Origin of the sequence: Desulfitobacterium nosdiversum, from assembly GCF_049860565.1 — a bacterium.
GTDB classification, from domain to species: domain Bacteria; phylum Bacillota; class Desulfitobacteriia; order Desulfitobacteriales; family Desulfitobacteriaceae; genus Desulfitobacterium_A; species Desulfitobacterium_A nosdiversum.
Map to the genome: position 1 here is coordinate 1,924,718 of NZ_CP172056.1, position 17,928 is coordinate 1,942,645.

22 protein-coding genes are annotated in these 17,928 nt (G+C 38.7%); 18 read left to right on the forward strand and 4 right to left on the reverse strand.

Annotated features, from left to right (window positions below; genetic code table 11):
* Positions 1–42 precede the first annotated feature (42 nt).
* From ACHOLT_RS09150 to ACHOLT_RS09210, 13 genes are all read left to right on the forward strand, one after another.
* Positions 43–1,245, forward strand: coding sequence for an alpha-D-ribose 1-methylphosphonate 5-triphosphate diphosphatase (locus ACHOLT_RS09150; RefSeq protein ID WP_425807432.1), 1,203 nt, complete (start codon positions 43–45; stop codon positions 1,243–1,245).
* Positions 1,239–1,682, forward strand: a complete 444-nt coding sequence (locus ACHOLT_RS09155) for a GNAT family N-acetyltransferase (RefSeq protein ID WP_425807435.1) — start codon at positions 1,239–1,241, stop codon at positions 1,680–1,682. The genes ACHOLT_RS09150 and ACHOLT_RS09155 overlap by 7 nt, the downstream gene beginning before the upstream one ends.
* Positions 1,675–2,535 carry a PHP domain-containing protein gene (locus tag ACHOLT_RS09160; protein WP_425807436.1) on the forward strand — a complete coding sequence of 287 codons (861 nt, stop codon included), beginning with the start codon at positions 1,675–1,677 and terminating at the stop codon, positions 2,533–2,535. Before ACHOLT_RS09155 ends, ACHOLT_RS09160 begins: the two co-directional genes overlap by 8 nt.
* A 349-nt stretch (positions 2,536–2,884) precedes the next feature.
* Positions 2,885–3,259, forward strand: coding sequence for a DUF7674 family protein (locus ACHOLT_RS09165; RefSeq protein ID WP_425807437.1), 375 nt, complete (start codon positions 2,885–2,887; stop codon positions 3,257–3,259).
* Between the two features lie 263 nt (positions 3,260–3,522).
* Positions 3,523–4,284 carry a hypothetical protein gene (locus ACHOLT_RS09170; protein ID WP_425807439.1) on the forward strand — a complete coding sequence of 254 codons (762 nt, stop codon included), beginning with the start codon at positions 3,523–3,525 and terminating at the stop codon, positions 4,282–4,284.
* Between the two features lie 213 nt (positions 4,285–4,497).
* Positions 4,498–5,040: a hypothetical protein gene (locus ACHOLT_RS09175; protein ID WP_425807441.1), complete on the forward strand. Its 543-nt coding sequence runs from the start codon at positions 4,498–4,500 to the stop codon at positions 5,038–5,040.
* 119 nt (positions 5,041–5,159) lie between these two features.
* On the forward strand, positions 5,160–6,005 hold the full coding sequence (gene dapF, locus ACHOLT_RS09180; protein ID WP_425807442.1) for a diaminopimelate epimerase: 846 nt from the start codon (positions 5,160–5,162) through the stop codon (positions 6,003–6,005).
* A gap of 544 nt (positions 6,006–6,549) precedes the next feature.
* Positions 6,550–7,221: a hypothetical protein gene (locus ACHOLT_RS09185; RefSeq protein WP_425807444.1), complete on the forward strand. Its 672-nt coding sequence runs from the start codon at positions 6,550–6,552 to the stop codon at positions 7,219–7,221.
* A gap of 138 nt (positions 7,222–7,359) precedes the next feature.
* Positions 7,360–8,175, forward strand: coding sequence for a phosphotransferase family protein (locus tag ACHOLT_RS09190; RefSeq protein WP_425807446.1), 816 nt, complete (start codon positions 7,360–7,362; stop codon positions 8,173–8,175).
* A gap of 141 nt (positions 8,176–8,316) precedes the next feature.
* Positions 8,317–8,784 carry a hypothetical protein gene (locus tag ACHOLT_RS09195; RefSeq protein WP_425807448.1) on the forward strand — a complete coding sequence of 156 codons (468 nt, stop codon included), beginning with the start codon at positions 8,317–8,319 and terminating at the stop codon, positions 8,782–8,784.
* A 47-nt stretch (positions 8,785–8,831) separates the two neighbouring features.
* Positions 8,832–9,305, forward strand: coding sequence for a VOC family protein (locus ACHOLT_RS09200; RefSeq protein ID WP_425807449.1), 474 nt, complete (start codon positions 8,832–8,834; stop codon positions 9,303–9,305).
* Between the two features lie 220 nt (positions 9,306–9,525).
* Positions 9,526–9,849: a DMT family transporter gene (locus tag ACHOLT_RS09205; protein WP_425807452.1), complete on the forward strand. Its 324-nt coding sequence runs from the start codon at positions 9,526–9,528 to the stop codon at positions 9,847–9,849.
* Between the two features lie 48 nt (positions 9,850–9,897).
* Positions 9,898–10,344: a MarR family winged helix-turn-helix transcriptional regulator gene (locus ACHOLT_RS09210; RefSeq protein WP_425807454.1), complete on the forward strand. Its 447-nt coding sequence runs from the start codon at positions 9,898–9,900 to the stop codon at positions 10,342–10,344.
* A 103-nt stretch (positions 10,345–10,447) separates the two neighbouring features.
* Here ACHOLT_RS09210 and ACHOLT_RS09215 read toward each other — a convergent pair whose 3' ends face one another.
* Positions 10,448–10,990 carry a YcxB family protein gene (locus ACHOLT_RS09215; protein WP_425807455.1) on the reverse strand — a complete coding sequence of 181 codons (543 nt, stop codon included), beginning with the start codon at positions 10,988–10,990 and terminating at the stop codon, positions 10,448–10,450.
* 208 nt (positions 10,991–11,198) lie between these two features.
* On the opposite strand from ACHOLT_RS09215, the gene ACHOLT_RS09220 reads away from it, so the two are divergent.
* On the forward strand, positions 11,199–11,639 hold the full coding sequence (locus ACHOLT_RS09220) for a putative zinc-binding protein (protein WP_425807457.1): 441 nt from the start codon (positions 11,199–11,201) through the stop codon (positions 11,637–11,639).
* Positions 11,640–11,712: 73 nt separating this feature from the next.
* Here ACHOLT_RS09220 and ACHOLT_RS09225 read toward each other — a convergent pair whose 3' ends face one another.
* The gene (locus ACHOLT_RS09225) at positions 11,713–13,269 is read right to left on the reverse strand and encodes an ABC-F family ATP-binding cassette domain-containing protein (RefSeq protein WP_425807459.1); all 1,557 of its coding nucleotides are present in this window, start codon (positions 13,267–13,269) and stop codon (positions 11,713–11,715) included.
* A 179-nt stretch (positions 13,270–13,448) separates the two neighbouring features.
* Here ACHOLT_RS09225 and ACHOLT_RS09230 point away from each other — a divergent pair, with 179 nt between their 5' ends.
* The gene (locus tag ACHOLT_RS09230) at positions 13,449–13,982 is read left to right on the forward strand and encodes a cytochrome c3 family protein (protein WP_425807969.1); all 534 of its coding nucleotides are present in this window, start codon (positions 13,449–13,451) and stop codon (positions 13,980–13,982) included.
* 31 nt (positions 13,983–14,013) lie between these two features.
* On the forward strand, positions 14,014–15,090 hold the full coding sequence (locus ACHOLT_RS09235; RefSeq protein WP_425807460.1) for a cytochrome c3 family protein: 1,077 nt from the start codon (positions 14,014–14,016) through the stop codon (positions 15,088–15,090).
* Between the two features lie 358 nt (positions 15,091–15,448).
* Here the strand turns inward: ACHOLT_RS09235 and ACHOLT_RS09240 are convergent, their stop codons facing one another.
* Together ACHOLT_RS09240 and ACHOLT_RS09245 are read right to left on the reverse strand one after the other, a co-directional pair.
* Positions 15,449–15,673, reverse strand: coding sequence for a hypothetical protein (locus tag ACHOLT_RS09240; RefSeq protein WP_425807462.1), 225 nt, complete (start codon positions 15,671–15,673; stop codon positions 15,449–15,451).
* A 203-nt stretch (positions 15,674–15,876) separates the two neighbouring features.
* On the reverse strand, positions 15,877–16,095 hold the full coding sequence (locus tag ACHOLT_RS09245) for a small, acid-soluble spore protein, alpha/beta type (RefSeq protein WP_425807463.1): 219 nt from the start codon (positions 16,093–16,095) through the stop codon (positions 15,877–15,879).
* A gap of 376 nt (positions 16,096–16,471) precedes the next feature.
* Here ACHOLT_RS09245 and ACHOLT_RS09250 point away from each other — a divergent pair, with 376 nt between their 5' ends.
* A complete protein-coding gene (locus tag ACHOLT_RS09250) occupies positions 16,472–16,897 on the forward strand; it encodes a DUF3842 family protein (RefSeq protein ID WP_425807464.1) in 426 nt (141 codons plus the stop codon).
* A gap of 42 nt (positions 16,898–16,939) precedes the next feature.
* Positions 16,940–17,863 (forward strand): cysteine synthase A, encoded by a 924-nt coding sequence (gene cysK, locus ACHOLT_RS09255; RefSeq protein ID WP_425807466.1) that lies wholly within the window; start codon positions 16,940–16,942, stop codon positions 17,861–17,863.
* Positions 17,864–17,928: the final 65 nt, after the last annotated feature.

Below are 17,928 nucleotides of genomic sequence, written 5' to 3' on the forward strand. Positions count from 1 at the left end.
TTTGACCTACGAAGCTAATTTACATTGATTTTGGGGTGAATTATGAAATCGAAGACATTGATTAAAAATGGGCATATCGTTCTGCCCAATACGGTCATTAAGGGGCAGATTGTGATTGAAGAGGGCCGTATCGCGGAAATAGTCGAAGGCGGTTTTCAGAAAACATCCGTTCTGCCGGAGGATCAAGTTATTGATGCTCAAGATTGTTATATCATGCCGGGAATAATCGATATGCACTGTGATGCTCTTGAGAAGGAAATGCAGCCCAGACCCAATACTCTTTTTCCTGTGCATATGGCATTTTTCGAGTTGGAGAAAAAACTTGCGACCAGCGGAATTACAACAATGTATCATTCCCTCACCTTAAGTGATGAATGGGGGGTCCGGGAACAGGGGATGGTTGTTAATATTATTCAGAAGATTAATCAGTTTAAAAAACAGCGGGCCATGATTAACCATAAAATTCATCTTCGCTATGAGGTGACCTTCCTGGAGGGCATTAAAATTCTTGAAAAGATGATCCGTGAAAAGCAAATCGATTTTATGTCCTATATGGATCACACACCGGGGCAGGGCCAGTTCAGAGATAAGGCAGCCTACAAAGATTTTGTTAAAGCGTATGGTGTTGATGAAGAAAAGGAATTGGAAGCTTTTTTCGATAAATCGGTAGAGTCTCAGCAAAAAATTAACTGGAATAAACTCATTTCTTTGGCTAAATCGGCGGGAAAAAACGGAATCCATCTCGCATCTCATGATGATGATACCAAAGATAAGATCGAAACACTGGTGGCCTGCGAAGGTGTAATCAGTGAATTTCCCATCAACCTTGAAATCGCGGAGTATGCGATGTCGAAGGGAATGTCGGTTTGCGTTGGAGCTCCCAATATCATCCGGGGCAAGTCACACAGCAATAACATGCGGGCTATTGATGCGATTAATCATCATGCGGCGGATATTATTTGTTCTGATTATTTACCGAGTGCTATCGTTCCCGCAATCTTTCATTTAGCTCAGGAGAAGGTCAAACTGACGGAAGCGGTTAAAATGGCGACTCTGAATCCGGCTAAAGCTTTAGGCATTGATCATAATGTTGGAACGCTTGAGGCAGGAAAGTACGCTGATCTCATCGTCATTAAATTGCATGAAGGCTATCCCATCATTCGGCAAACGATGGTCGGAGGGAAAATAGTCTATCAGTCTGATTATTTTGAGATGAATGATGAACGGGTTGATAGTGTATGCTGATCAGAGAAGCTATAGAGAAGGATCTTCCGGAAATTCTGGAGATATTGAGTGAAATGGATCAAGAAGCATGTCTGGATCAAACTTCAGCCCGGAAAATATGGGATAAATTCAAGGAATATCCGTACTACAAGGTTTTTGTTGCCGTCGATGAGGAGCAAATTATCGGAACGTGCAGTCTCATCCTTCTGGATAATTTAGGTCATCACGGGGCTGGATTAGCTGTCGCGGAAAGTATGATTATCCGTTCCGAATATCGGGGAAAAGGGATTGGGCATCTCTTAATGCAGCATATGGTGGAACAGGCGGCTAAAGAAAATTGTTATAAGTTAATGCTTTCGAGCAATAAAAAAAGAACCCAAGCTCACCAATTTTATGAGCGGCTTGGGTTTCAACAGCATGGGATTAGCTTTATGATCGAGGTGGAAAAAAGTGATTGATCTGCATGTCCATACCAACGTATCCGATAATTCAATGAGTATCAGAGAGGTTCTGAACTTAGCCAAGGAAGAAGGGATAACCGATCTGGCCATTACGGATCACGACACCACGTTAGGACTAAACGAAGCGCTTCAATTGGGTAAAGAGATAGGTGTTGGGATCATTCCAGGGATTGAAATTTCGGCGTTTGACTACCGCCGAAATTGTCGGGCACATATTCTGGGCTTGTTTGTGGAACCTGAGCATCCATCCTTAAAGCAGCTTTGTGATCATCTGGTTCAGAGCAGGAATGAAGCTTCGCATGAAATGGTTTCAAGGATAAATAAAGCGGGGTATACGATTCCCTGGGAGGATGTTCAAAAATATCGCGGAAGAACAGGGGTATATAAGCAGCATATTATGCACGCTTTAATGGATAAAGGGTATTGTGACTGTATTTATGGGGATCTTTATAAAAAGCTTTTTCGGCGAGGCGATAATGCAAAAAATTCCGGAATTGCTTATGTCCCCTTAATTTATGTCAGTGTTGCTGAGGCAATTAAAGCAGTTATAGAAGCAGGGGGGATTCCTGTTCTGGCTCATCCAGGTCAGTTTAATAACTTTGCGGCTATTGATGAGTGGGTCGAATTGGGCTTAAAGGGGATAGAAGTCTTCCATCCTAAAAACGATGAAGAAGACCGTCGGCAGGCTATGGCTTATGCTCAAAAATATCAGCTGCTTATTACCGGGGGGTCAGATTTTCACGGTTTATATGGAGAGAGCCCTATTGAATTAGGGTGTAAAGAACTCGATCATGTAGAATGGATTTCTGCATTGGAAAAGAAAAGAACTGAGTTGGTCATGAACGTATGATTATGATTGCGTTAAGCAAAATAGATCCGCTGAATAAAGAAAGAAACTTAGGGAAAAGGCCGATGTTTACAAACCGGATAGTTTGAGCATCGGCCCTTTTTTTAAAAATTTATTTAACAAGTAATGGATAAATATGATCGAAATGGCAGGAAATATATAACTCTAGAGAGAAAATATAATAATATTCCAAATAATCCCTTGATCTAAAATCAAAATAGACGAAACAGTTTCGCAAATACCGCTAGATTAGAGGGATTTGCGAAATGCGAGAATCCGGTAGTTATCTGAAACCACTGGGTCAATTATTGTTTTTAAGGAGGAATGCACGATTATTTCAAAAGAAGAAGTTATGCCTCTACTCCTAAAAGCTTGCCCTTCATTTGAATCGTATTGGTTAGAATATCTGAATGAAAGTTATGGGCCAGATGATGAACAACTCCTATACGTTGACCTTGGTGAATTTTCTCATCATCTTGTAAGACTATACAAGCAAAAAAACATATCTGAATTTACCGAGGTGTTTAAAGTCGTTGAATTGCTTCATACAGATGGAGATGATTACGTCAAAGAGGCTGCAACGATTGGATTATTAGAGTCTATTCAGAATGTCTTCGGAAATAATCAGATAGACCCAGAGGTATTTACTCAATATTTGGAACCTGTATCTTTAGATTGGTGGAGACGGCTAAATGATTTCTGGAATGGGATAAGCAAGCATGTTTAAGATTATTTACTGTGCAAGATCGGCTGAAGTCTGGGTTTAAGAGATATACGCTTTAGGGCTGTCTTTGCCGTGGCATCAGATAACAGGCAGTTCCCAAAACTTTGAAAAGATGAATGTAGTATGACGCTTCGGGAACTGCCAGGACGTTAAATGAAGTTAGTCGCAAGTGCAGCGCCGTCCTGGCGCGGATTAAAGAATGTGCTTACATGCCGCGAGAAACTAATCGGTAGGAGAGAGGTAAAAAGGACCTGGAGGTAACAAATATGAAGTGGAACATATGGAACCCCAATATCACTGTCAAAGAGCGTTGGATCATGATGTTTATAGGCGCGATTTTAACGATTACTTGTTTCGTTTTATATCGCAACTATTTTTATATAGAGGGATATGCAGACAAGTATTTAAATTTAACAGCTTACGTGGTGTTCTTGGGATTAGGAATTGAATTAATAATACTTACTTTTAACTTGAGAAATAACAAAATAAGATATATTCTGGCTTTTCTATCAGGCGCCTTGTTAATTGAGACAATTCATAGCGACTTATTTCGGGTTGGGGGTATTTTATTCATAATTGCAATTAGTTTTTTTTTCATTGCCATGTTGATAAAGAATATAATTTCTACATTTATGACTTTTTCAATTTCAATTATGCCTTTCGCATTGGGTTCGGTGCTATTAATGACGAAATCAAATCTTAATGATTATGTTATTGCATATCTAAGCATAATTGTATTTTTATTGTTTTATAAATTATTTGGTGTAAAAATGAACCGGTTTTTTATTGAAAAATTCATGGGCTTCAAAGATGAGGCTCTAATGTATGACGAAGTACAGTTGAAAGCTCAATTAAACTTTGTATATATAATTATTTTTATCGTCCTTAACGTAAATAACATGTTTAATGGCAATAATGCTGTTTATGGTAATTTGTTAAACAATAGCTTTTTGACAAGTTTGGCGATGATACAATTAAATTGGAAAAAGATTTTTTGGCTTTTAGATAAAAATAATAAAAAAATTTGACCACAGCTCATTTTTTAATGCTTTTTGTGATCCTAGGGTCGCCGTCCATGGTGACTTCTGAATCTGGGGGCGACCAACTTCACTTAACAGGGTATTGCCGCAACTTTTGGATATGCATGTGGTAGGGACGCTGCCGCAATACCCGAAACGTTATGTAAAATCGCGCGCAAAGATCGCCGCGTCCTGCGGCGGATAAGTATTTGGAGGATTTGAATGAAAGAAATTAAATCCGATGAAAAAAACAGTAATGTTAAATATGAACAAAAATCTTATGAATTTGAAAACAGTAATGTAAATATAGATGTGCAAGAAAATGATGAGTATTTTGCACTTGAAAAAAGTAAAAGTAACCGTAGAATAATTATGTATGTTTTCGTACTATTAATGTTAGGCATTCAATACAAGTTTTCAAATTATGCAAGCAATAATGATGATTCATTTGGAATAATGTTCGCACTATTTGCCTTAGTTAATATATTTTATCCAGTAGTTATTGCAGCAGGAATAATAGCTATTACTTTAATTAAAAGGAACTTACAAAACAAATCAATATTTGATAGCGTAATAGTTTTAATTCTTACAAGTGTATTAAATGGGATAATACCTATAATCGAATTTGGAAAAATGAGAGCTGATTATTTTCGGACCGATAGAATCATATTTGATGCATATTTAGTTGAAAATTTATTAATATCAATTATTGGGAGTCTTATATTACGATTATCTGTGATTAATAAAGCTAGGATTAGTGAGTGACATTTTTAAAGGGCTGACGTCCTATCGGCTCTGAATCTGGGGGCGCGCTACTTTACATAACAGCCTATTGGAGAAGGCGTTTCCGGTGTATATGAAAAAGAGGAGGAAGATTGATAAAGATGGATTTCAGTAAATATCACGCATTAGGTAATGACTACATAGTTATCGACCCCAATAAAACAAAATTTAATCTTACAAAGGAAAACATCCAACTTGTATGTCATCGGAACTTTGGAGTTGGATCTGACGGAATTCTATATGGACCAATTATTGAAGGCAATAATATCAAGCTTAAAATACTTAACCCCGACGGTAGCGAGGCCGAAAAAAGCGGAAACGGAATTAGAATTTTTTCAAGATATCTTTTGGATCAAGGTTACATTAATACAACAAGTTTTACATTAGATACTTTAGGCGGCAAAGTGCTTGTGACTCTGTTAGATCCAAAAGGTAAGTTGATTAAAGTTGATATGGGGACAGTAACATTTTCGAGTGATTCAGTACCAGTAGCCGGTGAGAGTCGAGAAGTTGTGGATGAAGTATTCAAGCTTGGCAATACATCAGTTAGAATAACATGTGCATCCATCGGTAATCCACACTGCGTTATTCCTCTAGATGAAGTTTCAGAGGAGTTAGCCAAGGAATTCGGCCCACTTATTGAAAACCATCCAATGTTTCCAAATCGGATTAATATGCAATTACTTAGGGTGATTGACAGAAATAATATCGAGATAGAGATTTGGGAACGCGGGGCAGGCTATACTCTGGCATCCGGTAGCAGTAGCTGCGCAGCGGCGAGTGCTGCCTATAAGTTGGGTTTAGTCGATAATAAGTTAAAAGTCCATATGCCTGGCGGAAGTATTGAAATTGACATTGATCTGGATGGCCATGTTCACATGACTGGATCAGTTTCAAGTGTTGCTAATGGTAAATTTTCTGATGAACTGTGGCAGAATCTGGAGTGAGGCTGTTACGTCATATAAAACCAGCTAATTGATGTCAAGTAAAAGTTTTTAACGTTTAATTGACAAGAAACGAAGACATAGGTTCCTGATAACGTTTAAAAATTAAGGCAACGCTCTTAGACTTAGAAACATCAATACTTAACACAGGAACATCAATCATGAAAAACCTCCTCTTTTACTGGGTTCCATCTTTAACAACCACCTTTAGGTTCGCGTTGTGATACGGGCTCAAGGCCCAACCAGCTCAATCAAAGTATTGGTGTCAAAGAGGGCATGAACAGTTTATACGACGGGATCAAGGTCCGAACAGAGTGTACGTTCTAAACCCAGTTTTCTTTCAGTATAAAGGAACACAAAAGAAAAAAGTCCATACCCAGATTGAACTGGTTATGAACCTATAATACGAACAGCGAATTCCTTAAATCTGAGAAGATATGAATGTAGTATGTAGACTTCGGGAATTCACACAACGTTATATGACATCCGGCTGTAAGAGATTAGTTATATGGTACTGTTTAGGCTGAAAGGGTCAAGGGGTAGAAATATGAGAAAAAGAAAGATAACCTTTTTTTTAATAGTGTTGTCATTATTTACATTTGTTCTCGCGAATAACGCTGTAGCATCATGGGCGGGGTTAAGTACTGAGGAATTAATTCTGAAATCTGATGTAATATTGATTGGTGAAATTGTTGGTTTAGTTGGGGAAGAAAAGACTCAGAGTATGCCATCCTGGGTTACTCATTGGAAGGTGAAGGTACATTATTATCTGAAAGGAAATCAGGAGTCAGAAGAATTCATAGTTAGTACACCAGGTGCTGAAAACAAAGGTGTCACGACTTCCATAGATTATCGTCTTGATCAATGGGGGAAGACAGTTCTACTATTTTTACACCAAAGAGAGGGAATAGTTGAACCGATTTCTCCACAAGGGGTAGTAATTCTGGAAAAAACAGAATTTATACCCGAACAGGGAGAAAAGGTAAATGGACAAACCATTTTAAAGGAATTCACTATTGTAAATCCGCAAAATAATGATCTCAATATTTTAAATCAATATATTAACGACGACATCAACGTCATAATGCCAAAGCCTGAAGTAAAAAATTTATCTTGGAATCTTGAAACTTCAAATTTCAATAATAAAATCACTATTTCAGTATTGGTATTGTTGATTTCTACCTTTTGGTTTTATATGAAGCATTTAAAGAAGGATTAAGTTATTCTTTGGGGTATCGGACGACATATAACAGGCGATTTCCACAACTGGTAAAAGATGCATGTGATTATGACACTGCGGGAATCGCAGAACGTTAGGCGACATGTACTTGTAAGTGTTTTTTTGAGGAGTTTGAGAATGCAAAAAGGAAAGTTAGTTGGACAAGGAAGAACTGCTGAGATATTTGAGTGGGAAGGCAATAGAATATTAAAGTTGTTTAGGACCGGTTTCCCAAAGGTTGCGGTAGATAATGAATTTAAGGTGGGCATTGAGCTTTGTAAAAAAGGATTGCCAGTACCAGAAGTGGACGGTTTTGTTGAGTTGGAAGGCAGGTATGGTATTATCTACGAACGCGTCTATGGACCAACCATGATGAAGTTTCTATCATCAAGGCCTTGGAAAATAATTAATGAGGCTCAGAAACTAGCAGAATTACATAAGGCTATCCAAACGTTTGTCAATGCCAAGATCCCTACTCAAAAATCACGGGTTAGTGACAGTATTTCAAAATCTGAGTTACTTACTGACCAAGTCAAAAGCAATTTGCTCCAAGTCCTAAAGGCATTGCCCGAAGGAAATGTTCTTTGTCATGGGGATTTCCATCCAGACAACATCATAATTTCTGACAAAAAAGTAGTTGTAATTGATTGGATGACTGCAGCGATTGGCAACCCATTGTCCGATGTAGCAAGAACTTCAATAATTTTTAAGTTTGGAGCAGTTCCGGAACACAAGTCTAAAATTGAAACTAGCATTATCAATTTATTTAGAACAAAGTTTTTTTCCGAATACATTAAGCACTATGTTGCTATTACAGGAGCAAGTAGAAATTTAATTGAACAATGGGAGGTACCCATGGCGGCTGCGCGCTTAGTGGAGTGGATACCTCCAACGGAAAAAGAGCGATTGCTGGGCTTCGTAGAAGCACACATCGCCCAACAGAGATTTGTGTAACTGGTGATGGTGGGAAAATTTGGGATACAACGGGAACCCTCAGGACATTATGTAAAATCAGCCGAAAAGAATCTCTTTACAGTGATTTTTAATTTAAGTAGACATATGAATCGATTAATAGAGAAGAAAGGTGGGGCAAGAATGTCCAAAGGAAAACGGTTTGCTCAATACTTATTTTTTTTAATCGTGGTTTTGCTACTTATATATTGGGGAACTAAGTATGGGCTAAAACTAAAGTTAACTTTGAAAGAAACATACAGCATTGCTGATACTTTCCAATATTATATAGTTTCAGCAGTATTCCCGATACTGTTTGGGCTAGTTTTAGGGATACCGGCTTTTTTACGAAAGCTTCAACAACAAGGAAAATGGGTTATTGATTGGATGAAGCTGTTGGTTATTGGTGTGCCAACACTTTTATTAGACTTGAGCATGCTTTTTTATTCAATAGTTGCATTTTATGCACAAGATAAAGTTGGATTTTTTATAAGAATTAATCCATTCTTTCAAGTTATGACTATGGATAATAGAGTAATCACTTTAAGTGGAATTGTTTTTGGATATATTTTGATATGTTCGCTAACTAAGGAGAGTTCCGACATTAACTAGATTAGATGGGCTTCGAAGTCTCTATAATCTCATTAAGGAGGCGTACAATGAAATTCTCAAATCCATTGATAGTTGTTTCGGATATGGAAAAGGCAAAGCGATTTTACTATGAATTGCTTGGGTTAGAAGTTATTGTTGATTTTGGTGCAAATGTAACGCTATCAGGTGGTATTGCATTACAGACGAAGGATACTTGGCTAACTTTTATCAACAAGCAGGACAGTGAAATTATTTTTGGAGGAAATGTAACAGAGTTATATTTTGAAGAAGACGATTTTGATGGTTTTATTCAAAAGATGAATGATATGCCAGACATTAACTATGTACATCCTATGGTAGAACATTCTTGGGGACAACGTGTAGTTCGGGTCTATGACCCTGATAAGCATATAATTGAAGTCGGAGAAAATATGATTATGGTTGTCAGACGATTCATAAACAGTGGTCTATCAGTTGAAGAAACGGCTATAAGAATGGATGCACCAGTTGATTATGTGAAATCTTGCTTAAGTACATTATGAGTTGACCTGTAGTAAGCTAACGGCACAATCTTCTTATTGGTGTACTGAAATGATACGAAGGCTCAAGGGGCCGACGTCTATGGCGGCCTCTGGATTCGGGGGCTGCAACTAAGGATTAAATATAAGTAGTTACATTATTTTTGACAAATTAAATAAATCAAGCTACCATAATATTAGTCTGTAATTGGACTAATATTATGAGTAGAGTGAGGTTTTTTATATGGAGTGGATCTATTTAATTCTGGCAATTGCATTTGAAATTTCCTCAACAACCTTGATGAAAATGTCTAATGGTTTTACGAAAATATTACCAACGGTAGGAACATTTCTAGGATACATAATATGCTTTAGCTTTTTTTCTATTTCACTAAAAAAGATAGATTTGAGTGTAGCGTATGCTATTTGGTCTGCTGTTGGAATATTTGTATTATCAGCAATTGGAATATTTGTTTTTAAAGAAAGTATTAATATATTAAAAGTAATATCTATACTTTTCATTGTATTAGGCGTTGTAGGATTAAATTTAAGTGGAGCAAGTCATTAATTTATTAATGATTGTCAGAGGTATTATAAAAGGAAGAGTGTATGGAAAATGGATAGCAAAGAGAAAATTAATCAACAGATAGACAGTTATTATAACTCATGGTTTGAAATAAATAATATATACCATATTTGGGCTAAAAGGCGTGGTATGCAAGAAACTACTTTGTTTGTCTTATATGTAATAAATAATGCAGTACCATATTGTACACAAAGTCAAATTTGTAGCAAATTATTTTTACCTAAACAGACTGTATCTCAGATATTATCAGGACTTGAAAAGGATGGGTATATACTTAAAGAAGCAAATACTAATGACCGTAGAAATAAGATTATTAGATTTACTGCAAAGGGAACATTATTTGCAAACTCAATCCTTGACAAACTAAAGATCGCAGAGATTGAGGCTTTTAATCAAATGTCAGAAGAACAGCGTAGGAATGTGATAGAGAGTTTTGAATTATTATCTAATTCATTAATTAAAAGTCTTTCCAAGTGATGGATTAGATTTGGAAAGAGAAGTTACGCTCATACCGTTTAACTATATTGTAGATGATGGCTAATATTTTAATTAGTACGCAATCAGAACAGGACCACGATTTTTAGTCGTGGTCCTGTTTGGCTTCTTTTATGAAATTATCAATCATATGGATGAACTCGTCAGTTTTTTCTTTACTATCAAAAGTTCTAAGCGGAATGATAATGCCTGATACCGGACTCGTATAAATCAGTACGCTTTTTTCAGACTTAACAACCTTTTGAATCGAAGACCACTTTGACTTTGTTTCTTTGAACTGATTTGTTTCTATAATATTTTCTGGGCTTATATTCAGGGTTTGCTCACCAATTATCCCTGTATTTTCACCTTCTTTTAAAAATTTTATCATACTCTTTTTAATACGCTTTTTAAAGCGTCTTGGATAAAGCAACACCATTATAATGGACAGTATTGCAAAGGCGGGTAAAAAGAACCATATTGACTTATATCCCTTTATATAGGTAAATAGCAGTCCTAAACCTAAATAGATGACAGGGATTAAGATGCGTTGGGTAGTTAAAGATTTCTTTAGGGTAGGCGAATTAAAGGCGTGGTACAGATTAAAATCGAGTAAATCATCAAAGGTCACTTCATATTTGAGTATCACGAAAAATCCTCCATTTCAAGAAGCTTGAATCTTGTTTTGAGATCCTTAGATAGAAACTGTCATTTGATCTCAGCTTTATTCTTTGCGGGTATACAGAAATTATGATTAAGATAATGCTTATTGACCGAGATAATATTAGAAGATATACTTATAGAGGATTTATACCTATACGGGGTATATGGGGCAACGGAGGAGTGAGATCACAGTTATGGAAAAACAGAGTAAGAAAGTTGCGATTATGCCTTGTGCAGGGATTGGTCAGATATTTGGACCGATTACGAGAGAGGTAGGCTATCAGTTAGTCGAGGAGTTATACCCTGATCAATCAGAGCTTGTTTGTCCTCCGGCCTTAGCCACGGACATTGAGGAAGATATAAAATTTATCCAGGACTATCCTATCTTGGTTTTAAACGGGTGTAAGGATCGCTGCGCGTCAAAACTGGTGATTGAAAAGGGAGAGAAGATAGATGCGGAGGTATATCTTCCTGACATCCTGAGGAAAGAAAGATTATCCCTTGCCGGCGAAAAACGGAGTAAGCTTGGACCGAAAAGCCAGCTGGCCATTGATAAAATGACAAAAGCTGCGGCCGAGGTTATCGATCAACTCTTAGAAGGTGGAAATGTTAATAAAATTGAACGACAATTTTAGTGAGTATCCAAATAATCAAGAGCAGAAAGCGTTTTAAGCTTTCTGCTCTTTAATTTATATAGTAGGCATCAATTTAGACTATTTTCGTTGTCCACTGTTCGAGATTCCATATATCCGAGACCCAATCCTGATAAAATTCAGGTTCGTGTGAAACAAGAAGGACTGTGCCCTTAAATTCCTTAAGGGCTTTTTGGAGTTCGTCTTTAGCATCGACATCCAGGTGGTTTGTCGGTTCGTCAAGCACCAGCCAGTTAACATCTTTTAACATGAGTTTGCAGAGCCGTACCTTGGCGTTTTCACCGCCGCTTAAAACCATCATTTTACTGGTGATATGCTCATTGGTGAGGCCGCATTTCGCAAGAGCCTGACGGGCTTCATAATTCGAAAGCCCGGGGTATTCCGTCCAAATTTCTTCAAGTGCAGTATTCGTATTGTCCCTCGAGGACTCCTGTTCAAAATATCCGGGGAAAAGATAATCCCCAAGCTGCACTTCACCGCTGACGGGAGGGAGCATGCCAAGCAAGGTTTTAAGCAAAGTGGTTTTCCCTAAACCGTTGACTCCGCGAATGGCGATCTTTTGCCCGCGTTCCAGCTTGAGCTTCATAGGCCGGGTTAACGGTTCATCATACCCTAGAACAAGGTCTTGGGTTTCGAAAATGACGCGGCCGGGAGAGCGTGCTTCGCGAAAATTAAATACCGGTTTAATCTTTTCTTTGGGCTTTTCGAGCATTTCCATCTTATCGAGCTGTTTCTGGCGGCTTTTGGCTCGGCCGGTTGTAGAAATCCGAGCTTTATTCCGAGCGATGAAATCCTCGAGGCGATCGACTTCTTTTTGCTGTTTCTCATAAGCTTTGAGTTCCTGCTCTTTCCTAATGGCTAAAAGCTGTGAGAATTCCTCGTAATTGCCGGTATAACGGGTCAATTCAGCATTTTCAAGGTGATAGATAACGTTAATAACATTATTGAGAAACGGTATATCATGGGAGATCAGAATAAAGGCATTTTCGTAATTCTTAAGGTAGCGGGATAACCACTCAATATGCTCAGCATCCAAGTAGTTTGTGGGCTCGTCCAACAGTAGAATGCTCGGATTCTGCAGTAGCAGTTTGGTGAGCAAGACCTTGGTTCGCTGTCCGCCGCTTAGATCGGCAACGTCTTTATCCAAACCGATTTCGCCTAAGCCTAAACCATTGGCGACTTCTTCAATTTTAGCATCAATCGAGTAAAAACCATTGGCTTCTAAAATGGTTTGAATTTCACCGACATCCTCCATCATTTTTGGGAGCTGTTCATCAGTGGCATTGCCCATAGCATCATAAAGCTGAAGCATTTCCGCTTCCAATGCAAACATCGATTGGAAGGCTTCCTTTAAAACATCGCGGATGCTTTTGCCTTTCGTTAAGACGCTATGCTGATCTAAATATCCGACAGTGACGCGATTTGACCATTCAACCTTACCCTTATCGGGGATAAGCTTACCCGTAATAATGTCAAAAAAAGTGGATTTGCCTTCTCCATTGGCTCCCACGAGACCGACATGCTCTCCTTTAAGCAAGCGGAAGGAAGCTTCATCAAGAATCTGACGTCCGCCGAAACCATGTGAGACATTCTCTACATTTAATACACTCATTCAGGATCTCCTTTTCCTTGGCGATTAAACACACCTTATATCTTAAAAAACAGTCCATAAGATGTCAAAGGCTATTTTTAGGTTTAGTTCTGAAAATTGCTAAATTTTAGAAGGATAAAGAGTAAAAAAAGTTGATCGCGTAAACACTAAAAATGTTTATTGAAAGGAGGCCAAAAGTGATGGCTTCAGACCCAAAAGATGCCCGTGATGAGGATAAGCCGTCGGTCAAGCGAAATACACGGAAGATAATACTTATCTCTCTTGTCGTTATTGTGGCCCTGCTCTTGTTTGCAGGAGTAGGAATGCACTTTACTTCTCAGCCGTATTTCTGCAATACATGCCACGAAATCAGCCCAAATGTGGCATCATGGCAAGTTAGTTCCCATAATAATGTGCCTTGCCTAAACTGTCACGCGAATCCGGGGACTGTAGGCTATGTCTCTCGCAAGCTCAAAGGCTTAGGGGAGGTTTACTTGCATTTTACCAATCAAATCCCGGCTAAGATTGAACCGAAAATAAATATTCAAATGTGTATTAATTGTCATACGGGCGAAAACAGTGGTTTCCCCACAGCGAAAAATATTACAGTTGAGACGGGTCCGCAAGCCCCTCAAGTTTCTCATAAGTTTATGTTGGATAATAAAGTGTCTTGTCTTAATTGCCATCGGTATACAGCTCATCCCCCGAGTCAGCAAACACCTGGGTTAAGATAAAATTTTAGATCTAAAGAAGGAGGTTTGAGTTTTGAATAGAGTCAAGCATATCCTCATTCTTCTATCTTTTCTGGGGTTAACGGCTATTGTTTTAGTCGGGTGCAACAAGGCTCCCGCCACACCTCAGGAGGCCGTAAATCAAGCAAAGAATGCTGTTACGGCTGCTGCTTATGTTGGAAATGATACCTGCCAGGGTTGCCACGCCAACAAATTTACCAACGTACCGCATACGAAACATTTTCAATCCTTTAAACCGCTGTCGGATTATCCCATGGCTCAAGCGTTAGGCCCCATTACGGTTTTTGATGCAAGCAATACGGACAAGCCTACTTCCGCAACGATTGATCTATCTAAGGATAACGTTTATGGGATAATGATGGATAACTATATCGTGGCGCAGACACCGATAGGCTTTAAAGATCAGTATTATCGAGTTGCAGCTATTGAAAAATCCGGGGATAAATGGACTGTAAAACCTACGAGTCAAAAGGATGTCGATAAGGATGGAAAGCCAGACTGGGTGGCCGAATCAGCGCAAACCTGCGTGAATTGCCATGCGTCAGGAGTTCCGGCCGGTTCGCCGACAAAAGGATTTTCCTGCGAATCTTGTCATGGACCAGGTGGGATTCATGCTAATGCGGCGGCCGCGGATAAAAAGACGACGATGCCGCTCAGTACCGCTGAAGACGCCTGTTTGCATTGTCATAAGAGTGATCCTGTTAAAGATCAACAAGGAAACTTTACAACCGATAACCATCATGGTACACGCGACTGGGCATTTAGCAAACATGCTCAAACTGGGGAAATTAATGGTTGCCTGACTTGTCATGGACCGCACAAAGCAAATGCGAACGGCCTGTTGCTTAAGAAAGACAATCCAATAGACATTTGTAATGACTGTCATCAAGGAAAATTTGATGCGGCTAAGCTTGAGCAAATTATGTGGAAGAATCCGTCTGATGCCTACGGGCATATTACCCGGGATCATAGCTTTACGGCAATAAAATATACGGATCTCGGAGATGATCCAGCAACTAAACCCGTTGAGATAAAAAATCAGACGGTCATTGATCTCATTAAGAAAACTTTACCGGATCTCGCTAAATAAGATAAATAGATATATAATTTGAAAGCCGTTGCTCGAAGATAGATCATCGAGCAGCGGCTTTCTTAATTAAATTGGAATAATTATTAAATACTATAAATTGTAATCATAGTATGTTATAATTAATTATGCCACCTTTAAAAACATAAAAAGAGCAGAGGATTAAAATTAGGAGATGAAGAGAATGACGCACTGTCCCGAATGCGGTTCAACTGTTATCCATGAAAGTGGTTGTACGCATTGTCCGATTTGCGGCTGGGCTGCTTGTGGGTAAAACGAATAAAGAAGCCTTTCACTCGTGAAAATAGTGAAAGGCTTCTACTTAATTATAAAATAGTTTTTAGGGTACGATTTATTGGAATTAGGATTGTTGAATATTATTAACTTCTTGATCAAGAATCTGTTTTTGCTGAGAAATAATATTAATAGCCTCATCAGATACCTTGCCTAATTGATTCAATAAATCCTTTGACGAATTCTTTTCACCGGTACGGACTTCGGAAAAAACCTGTTCAGCCAATTCTCTTCTTTGATGACCTATTTCTCTCAATTTATCACCGAGCTGTTCGAATTGATTGTAATCCATTTTTAATAGCTCCTTTTAAGAAATTTTTAATCTTTTATCTATATTTTTGCCAAAAGATTTTAGACTTTATACAGATTGGACTTTATATAGAACATTAATAATTAAAAGGAGCGGAGGTTATCCGCTCCTTTCTGTAAGTGCTCAGAAGAGTCACTTCAAAGTAAAAATTCCGTGTTGGCCGTCACGCAATTTCTACGCCCTAATCAGTCTCTAATATCAGCTCCATGACTCATTTGTTCTTCGGCATATTCAATCATTTTTTTGACCATATTTCCGCCGATTTGCCCGACTTCACGGGTGGTCATGTTTTCAAAGCCTTTTTCCTCAATGTCGTCATCAAGGTGCAATTCCTCAGCTACTTCCCACTTAAGTTGGTCTAACTGTTTTTCGGATTCAGGAACTTCCAGCTTATTACGGCTCATTTGACCTTCCTCCTTTTTGTTAAACGGTGGGGAGATTTTATAAAATTGAATCATTATTAAAGTGCCCTGATTCCCTTAAAACTATTCAACGTTTTTGTAAGATTTAAGCAAACTAAAGTTAGAAAAACATAAAAAAATAGCCCAACAAAAGCTGGGCATAGAGCAGAGGGGTTAGATTGAGGAGGAGTGAGATGAGAAGGTACCAGTTAATCACAATAATTAGTGAAACTTGGTGCTTTCACACTTAGATTGTAACCCAATTCTCAAAGTATTGCTAGCCCTTTTTAAAAAGTCAGAATATTAAATTACTTTAAGGATTGTCTATTAAACGAATGATGTGTAGAATGAAATTAAGTCGTGTGAAGTGGAGGAAATTATGAGGGTAGCTGTTATTGATGGTCAAGGCGGAGGAATTGGCAAACATATCGTTGAGCAATTGCGCAAAAAAATGCCGGATCTTGAAATCTTGGCTTTAGGGACAAATGCCTTAGCAACGGGTGCAATGTTAAGAGCAGGGGCGACTGAAGGAGCTTCCGGTGAATCGGCAATTTGTTATAATGCGGATCGTGTGGATATTATCCTTGGTTCATTTGCCATTATGACAGTATACGGTTTGCTGGGGGAAATTACTCCAGCTATCGCCACAGCACTTTCGGCAAGTAAGGCAGATAAGCTTCTGATTCCTATCCAAAGAGGGAATATCCAGATTATTGGGACAAATCGAATCCCTTTACCTCACCAGGTTGAAAGCTTGGTTAATGAGATTGAGCAGAGAGTTGACAAGCTAAAATCGAAGTCTTAGTATTAAAAACATACTAATTCAATAAGAGTTGGGGGAATAAAAATGAAAATAGCTCAGTCTGTGACTGAATTGATTGGCGAAACACCCATTTTGAAGCTTAATCGCATGGTTAAACCAGGAATGGCTAATATTTATGTTAAAATTGAATCCTTAAATCCCGGGGGAAGCGTTAAGGATCGTATTGCGCTGGGTATGGTGCTTGCCGCTGAAGAACAGGGCCTTTTAAAACCTGGGGGCACGATTGTTGAACCGACTAGCGGGAATACGGGGATCGGCTTAGCCATGGTCGCCGCAGCACGAGGTTATCAATTAATTGTCGTTATGCCGGAGACTATGAGCATAGAACGCAGAATGCTGATGGGGGCGTATGGCGCCCAATTTGTCCTGACTCCGGGAAATATGGGAATGAAAGGGGCAATTGTCGAAGCTGAACGCTTGGTAAGAGAGAATGAAGGCTTTTTTATGCCCCAACAGTTTGAGAATCTTGCTAACCCCGAAATGCATCGCAAAACAACGGCTTTAGAAATTCTTAAACAAATTCCTCAATTGGATGCTTTTGTTGCCGGAATAGGTTCCGGGGGTACGATTACAGGTGTTGGAGAAGTCTTAAAAGAGAATTTGCCAAATGTTAAAATTATTGGCGTTGAACCTGCCGGATCGCCTTTCATTAGTGAAGGAAGATCGGGCCCGCACAAAATTCAGGGTCTGGGTGCAGGATTTATTCCCCGGATTCTAAATACAAAAATCCTGGATAAAGTCGTTAAAGTGGGGAATGAGGATGCCTTTGAAACAGGCCGGCGAATTGCCAGGGAAGAAGGATTGCTCGTAGGAATTTCTTCGGGAGCGGCTCTTTGGGCAGCTCTGCAGGAAGCGAAGAAGTTAGGAGAAGGAAAAAATATTCTTGTTATTGTTGCCGACGCCGGTGAGCGGTATCTCAGCACGGAATTATATGAATCGATAAAATAAATCCTTCAGAATTCTTGGCAAATGAACACAAGGGTGTAAATAATCTTTAAAGTAGTTGGTATAAA

What these genes read in the sequence shown, in the direction of transcription:
- ACHOLT_RS09150 (WP_425807432.1), top strand. Translation starts at nt 43, where the DNA reads ATGAAATCGAAGACATTGATTAAAAATGGGCATATCGTTCTGCCCAAT.
- ACHOLT_RS09155 (WP_425807435.1), top strand. Translation starts at nt 1,239, where the DNA reads ATGCTGATCAGAGAAGCTATAGAGAAGGATCTTCCGGAAATTCTGGAG.
- ACHOLT_RS09165 (WP_425807437.1), top strand. Translation starts at nt 2,885, where the DNA reads ATGCCTCTACTCCTAAAAGCTTGCCCTTCATTTGAATCGTATTGGTTA.
- ACHOLT_RS09170 (WP_425807439.1), top strand. Translation starts at nt 3,523, where the DNA reads ATGAAGTGGAACATATGGAACCCCAATATCACTGTCAAAGAGCGTTGG.
- ACHOLT_RS09175 (WP_425807441.1), top strand. Translation starts at nt 4,498, where the DNA reads ATGAAAGAAATTAAATCCGATGAAAAAAACAGTAATGTTAAATATGAA.
- dapF (WP_425807442.1), top strand. Translation starts at nt 5,160, where the DNA reads ATGGATTTCAGTAAATATCACGCATTAGGTAATGACTACATAGTTATC.
- ACHOLT_RS09185 (WP_425807444.1), top strand. Translation starts at nt 6,550, where the DNA reads ATGAGAAAAAGAAAGATAACCTTTTTTTTAATAGTGTTGTCATTATTT.
- ACHOLT_RS09190 (WP_425807446.1), top strand. Translation starts at nt 7,360, where the DNA reads ATGCAAAAAGGAAAGTTAGTTGGACAAGGAAGAACTGCTGAGATATTT.
- ACHOLT_RS09195 (WP_425807448.1), top strand. Translation starts at nt 8,317, where the DNA reads ATGTCCAAAGGAAAACGGTTTGCTCAATACTTATTTTTTTTAATCGTG.
- ACHOLT_RS09200 (WP_425807449.1), top strand. Translation starts at nt 8,832, where the DNA reads ATGAAATTCTCAAATCCATTGATAGTTGTTTCGGATATGGAAAAGGCA.
- ACHOLT_RS09205 (WP_425807452.1), top strand. Translation starts at nt 9,526, where the DNA reads ATGGAGTGGATCTATTTAATTCTGGCAATTGCATTTGAAATTTCCTCA.
- ACHOLT_RS09210 (WP_425807454.1), top strand. Translation starts at nt 9,898, where the DNA reads ATGGATAGCAAAGAGAAAATTAATCAACAGATAGACAGTTATTATAAC.
- ACHOLT_RS09220 (WP_425807457.1), top strand. Translation starts at nt 11,199, where the DNA reads ATGGAAAAACAGAGTAAGAAAGTTGCGATTATGCCTTGTGCAGGGATT.
- ACHOLT_RS09225 (WP_425807459.1), bottom strand. Translation starts at nt 13,269, where the DNA reads ATGAGTGTATTAAATGTAGAGAATGTCTCACATGGTTTCGGCGGACGT.
- ACHOLT_RS09230 (WP_425807969.1), top strand. Translation starts at nt 13,449, where the DNA reads ATGGCTTCAGACCCAAAAGATGCCCGTGATGAGGATAAGCCGTCGGTC.
- ACHOLT_RS09240 (WP_425807462.1), bottom strand. Translation starts at nt 15,673, where the DNA reads ATGGATTACAATCAATTCGAACAGCTCGGTGATAAATTGAGAGAAATA.
- ACHOLT_RS09245 (WP_425807463.1), bottom strand. Translation starts at nt 16,095, where the DNA reads ATGAGCCGTAATAAGCTGGAAGTTCCTGAATCCGAAAAACAGTTAGAC.
- ACHOLT_RS09250 (WP_425807464.1), top strand. Translation starts at nt 16,472, where the DNA reads ATGAGGGTAGCTGTTATTGATGGTCAAGGCGGAGGAATTGGCAAACAT.
- cysK (WP_425807466.1), top strand. Translation starts at nt 16,940, where the DNA reads ATGAAAATAGCTCAGTCTGTGACTGAATTGATTGGCGAAACACCCATT.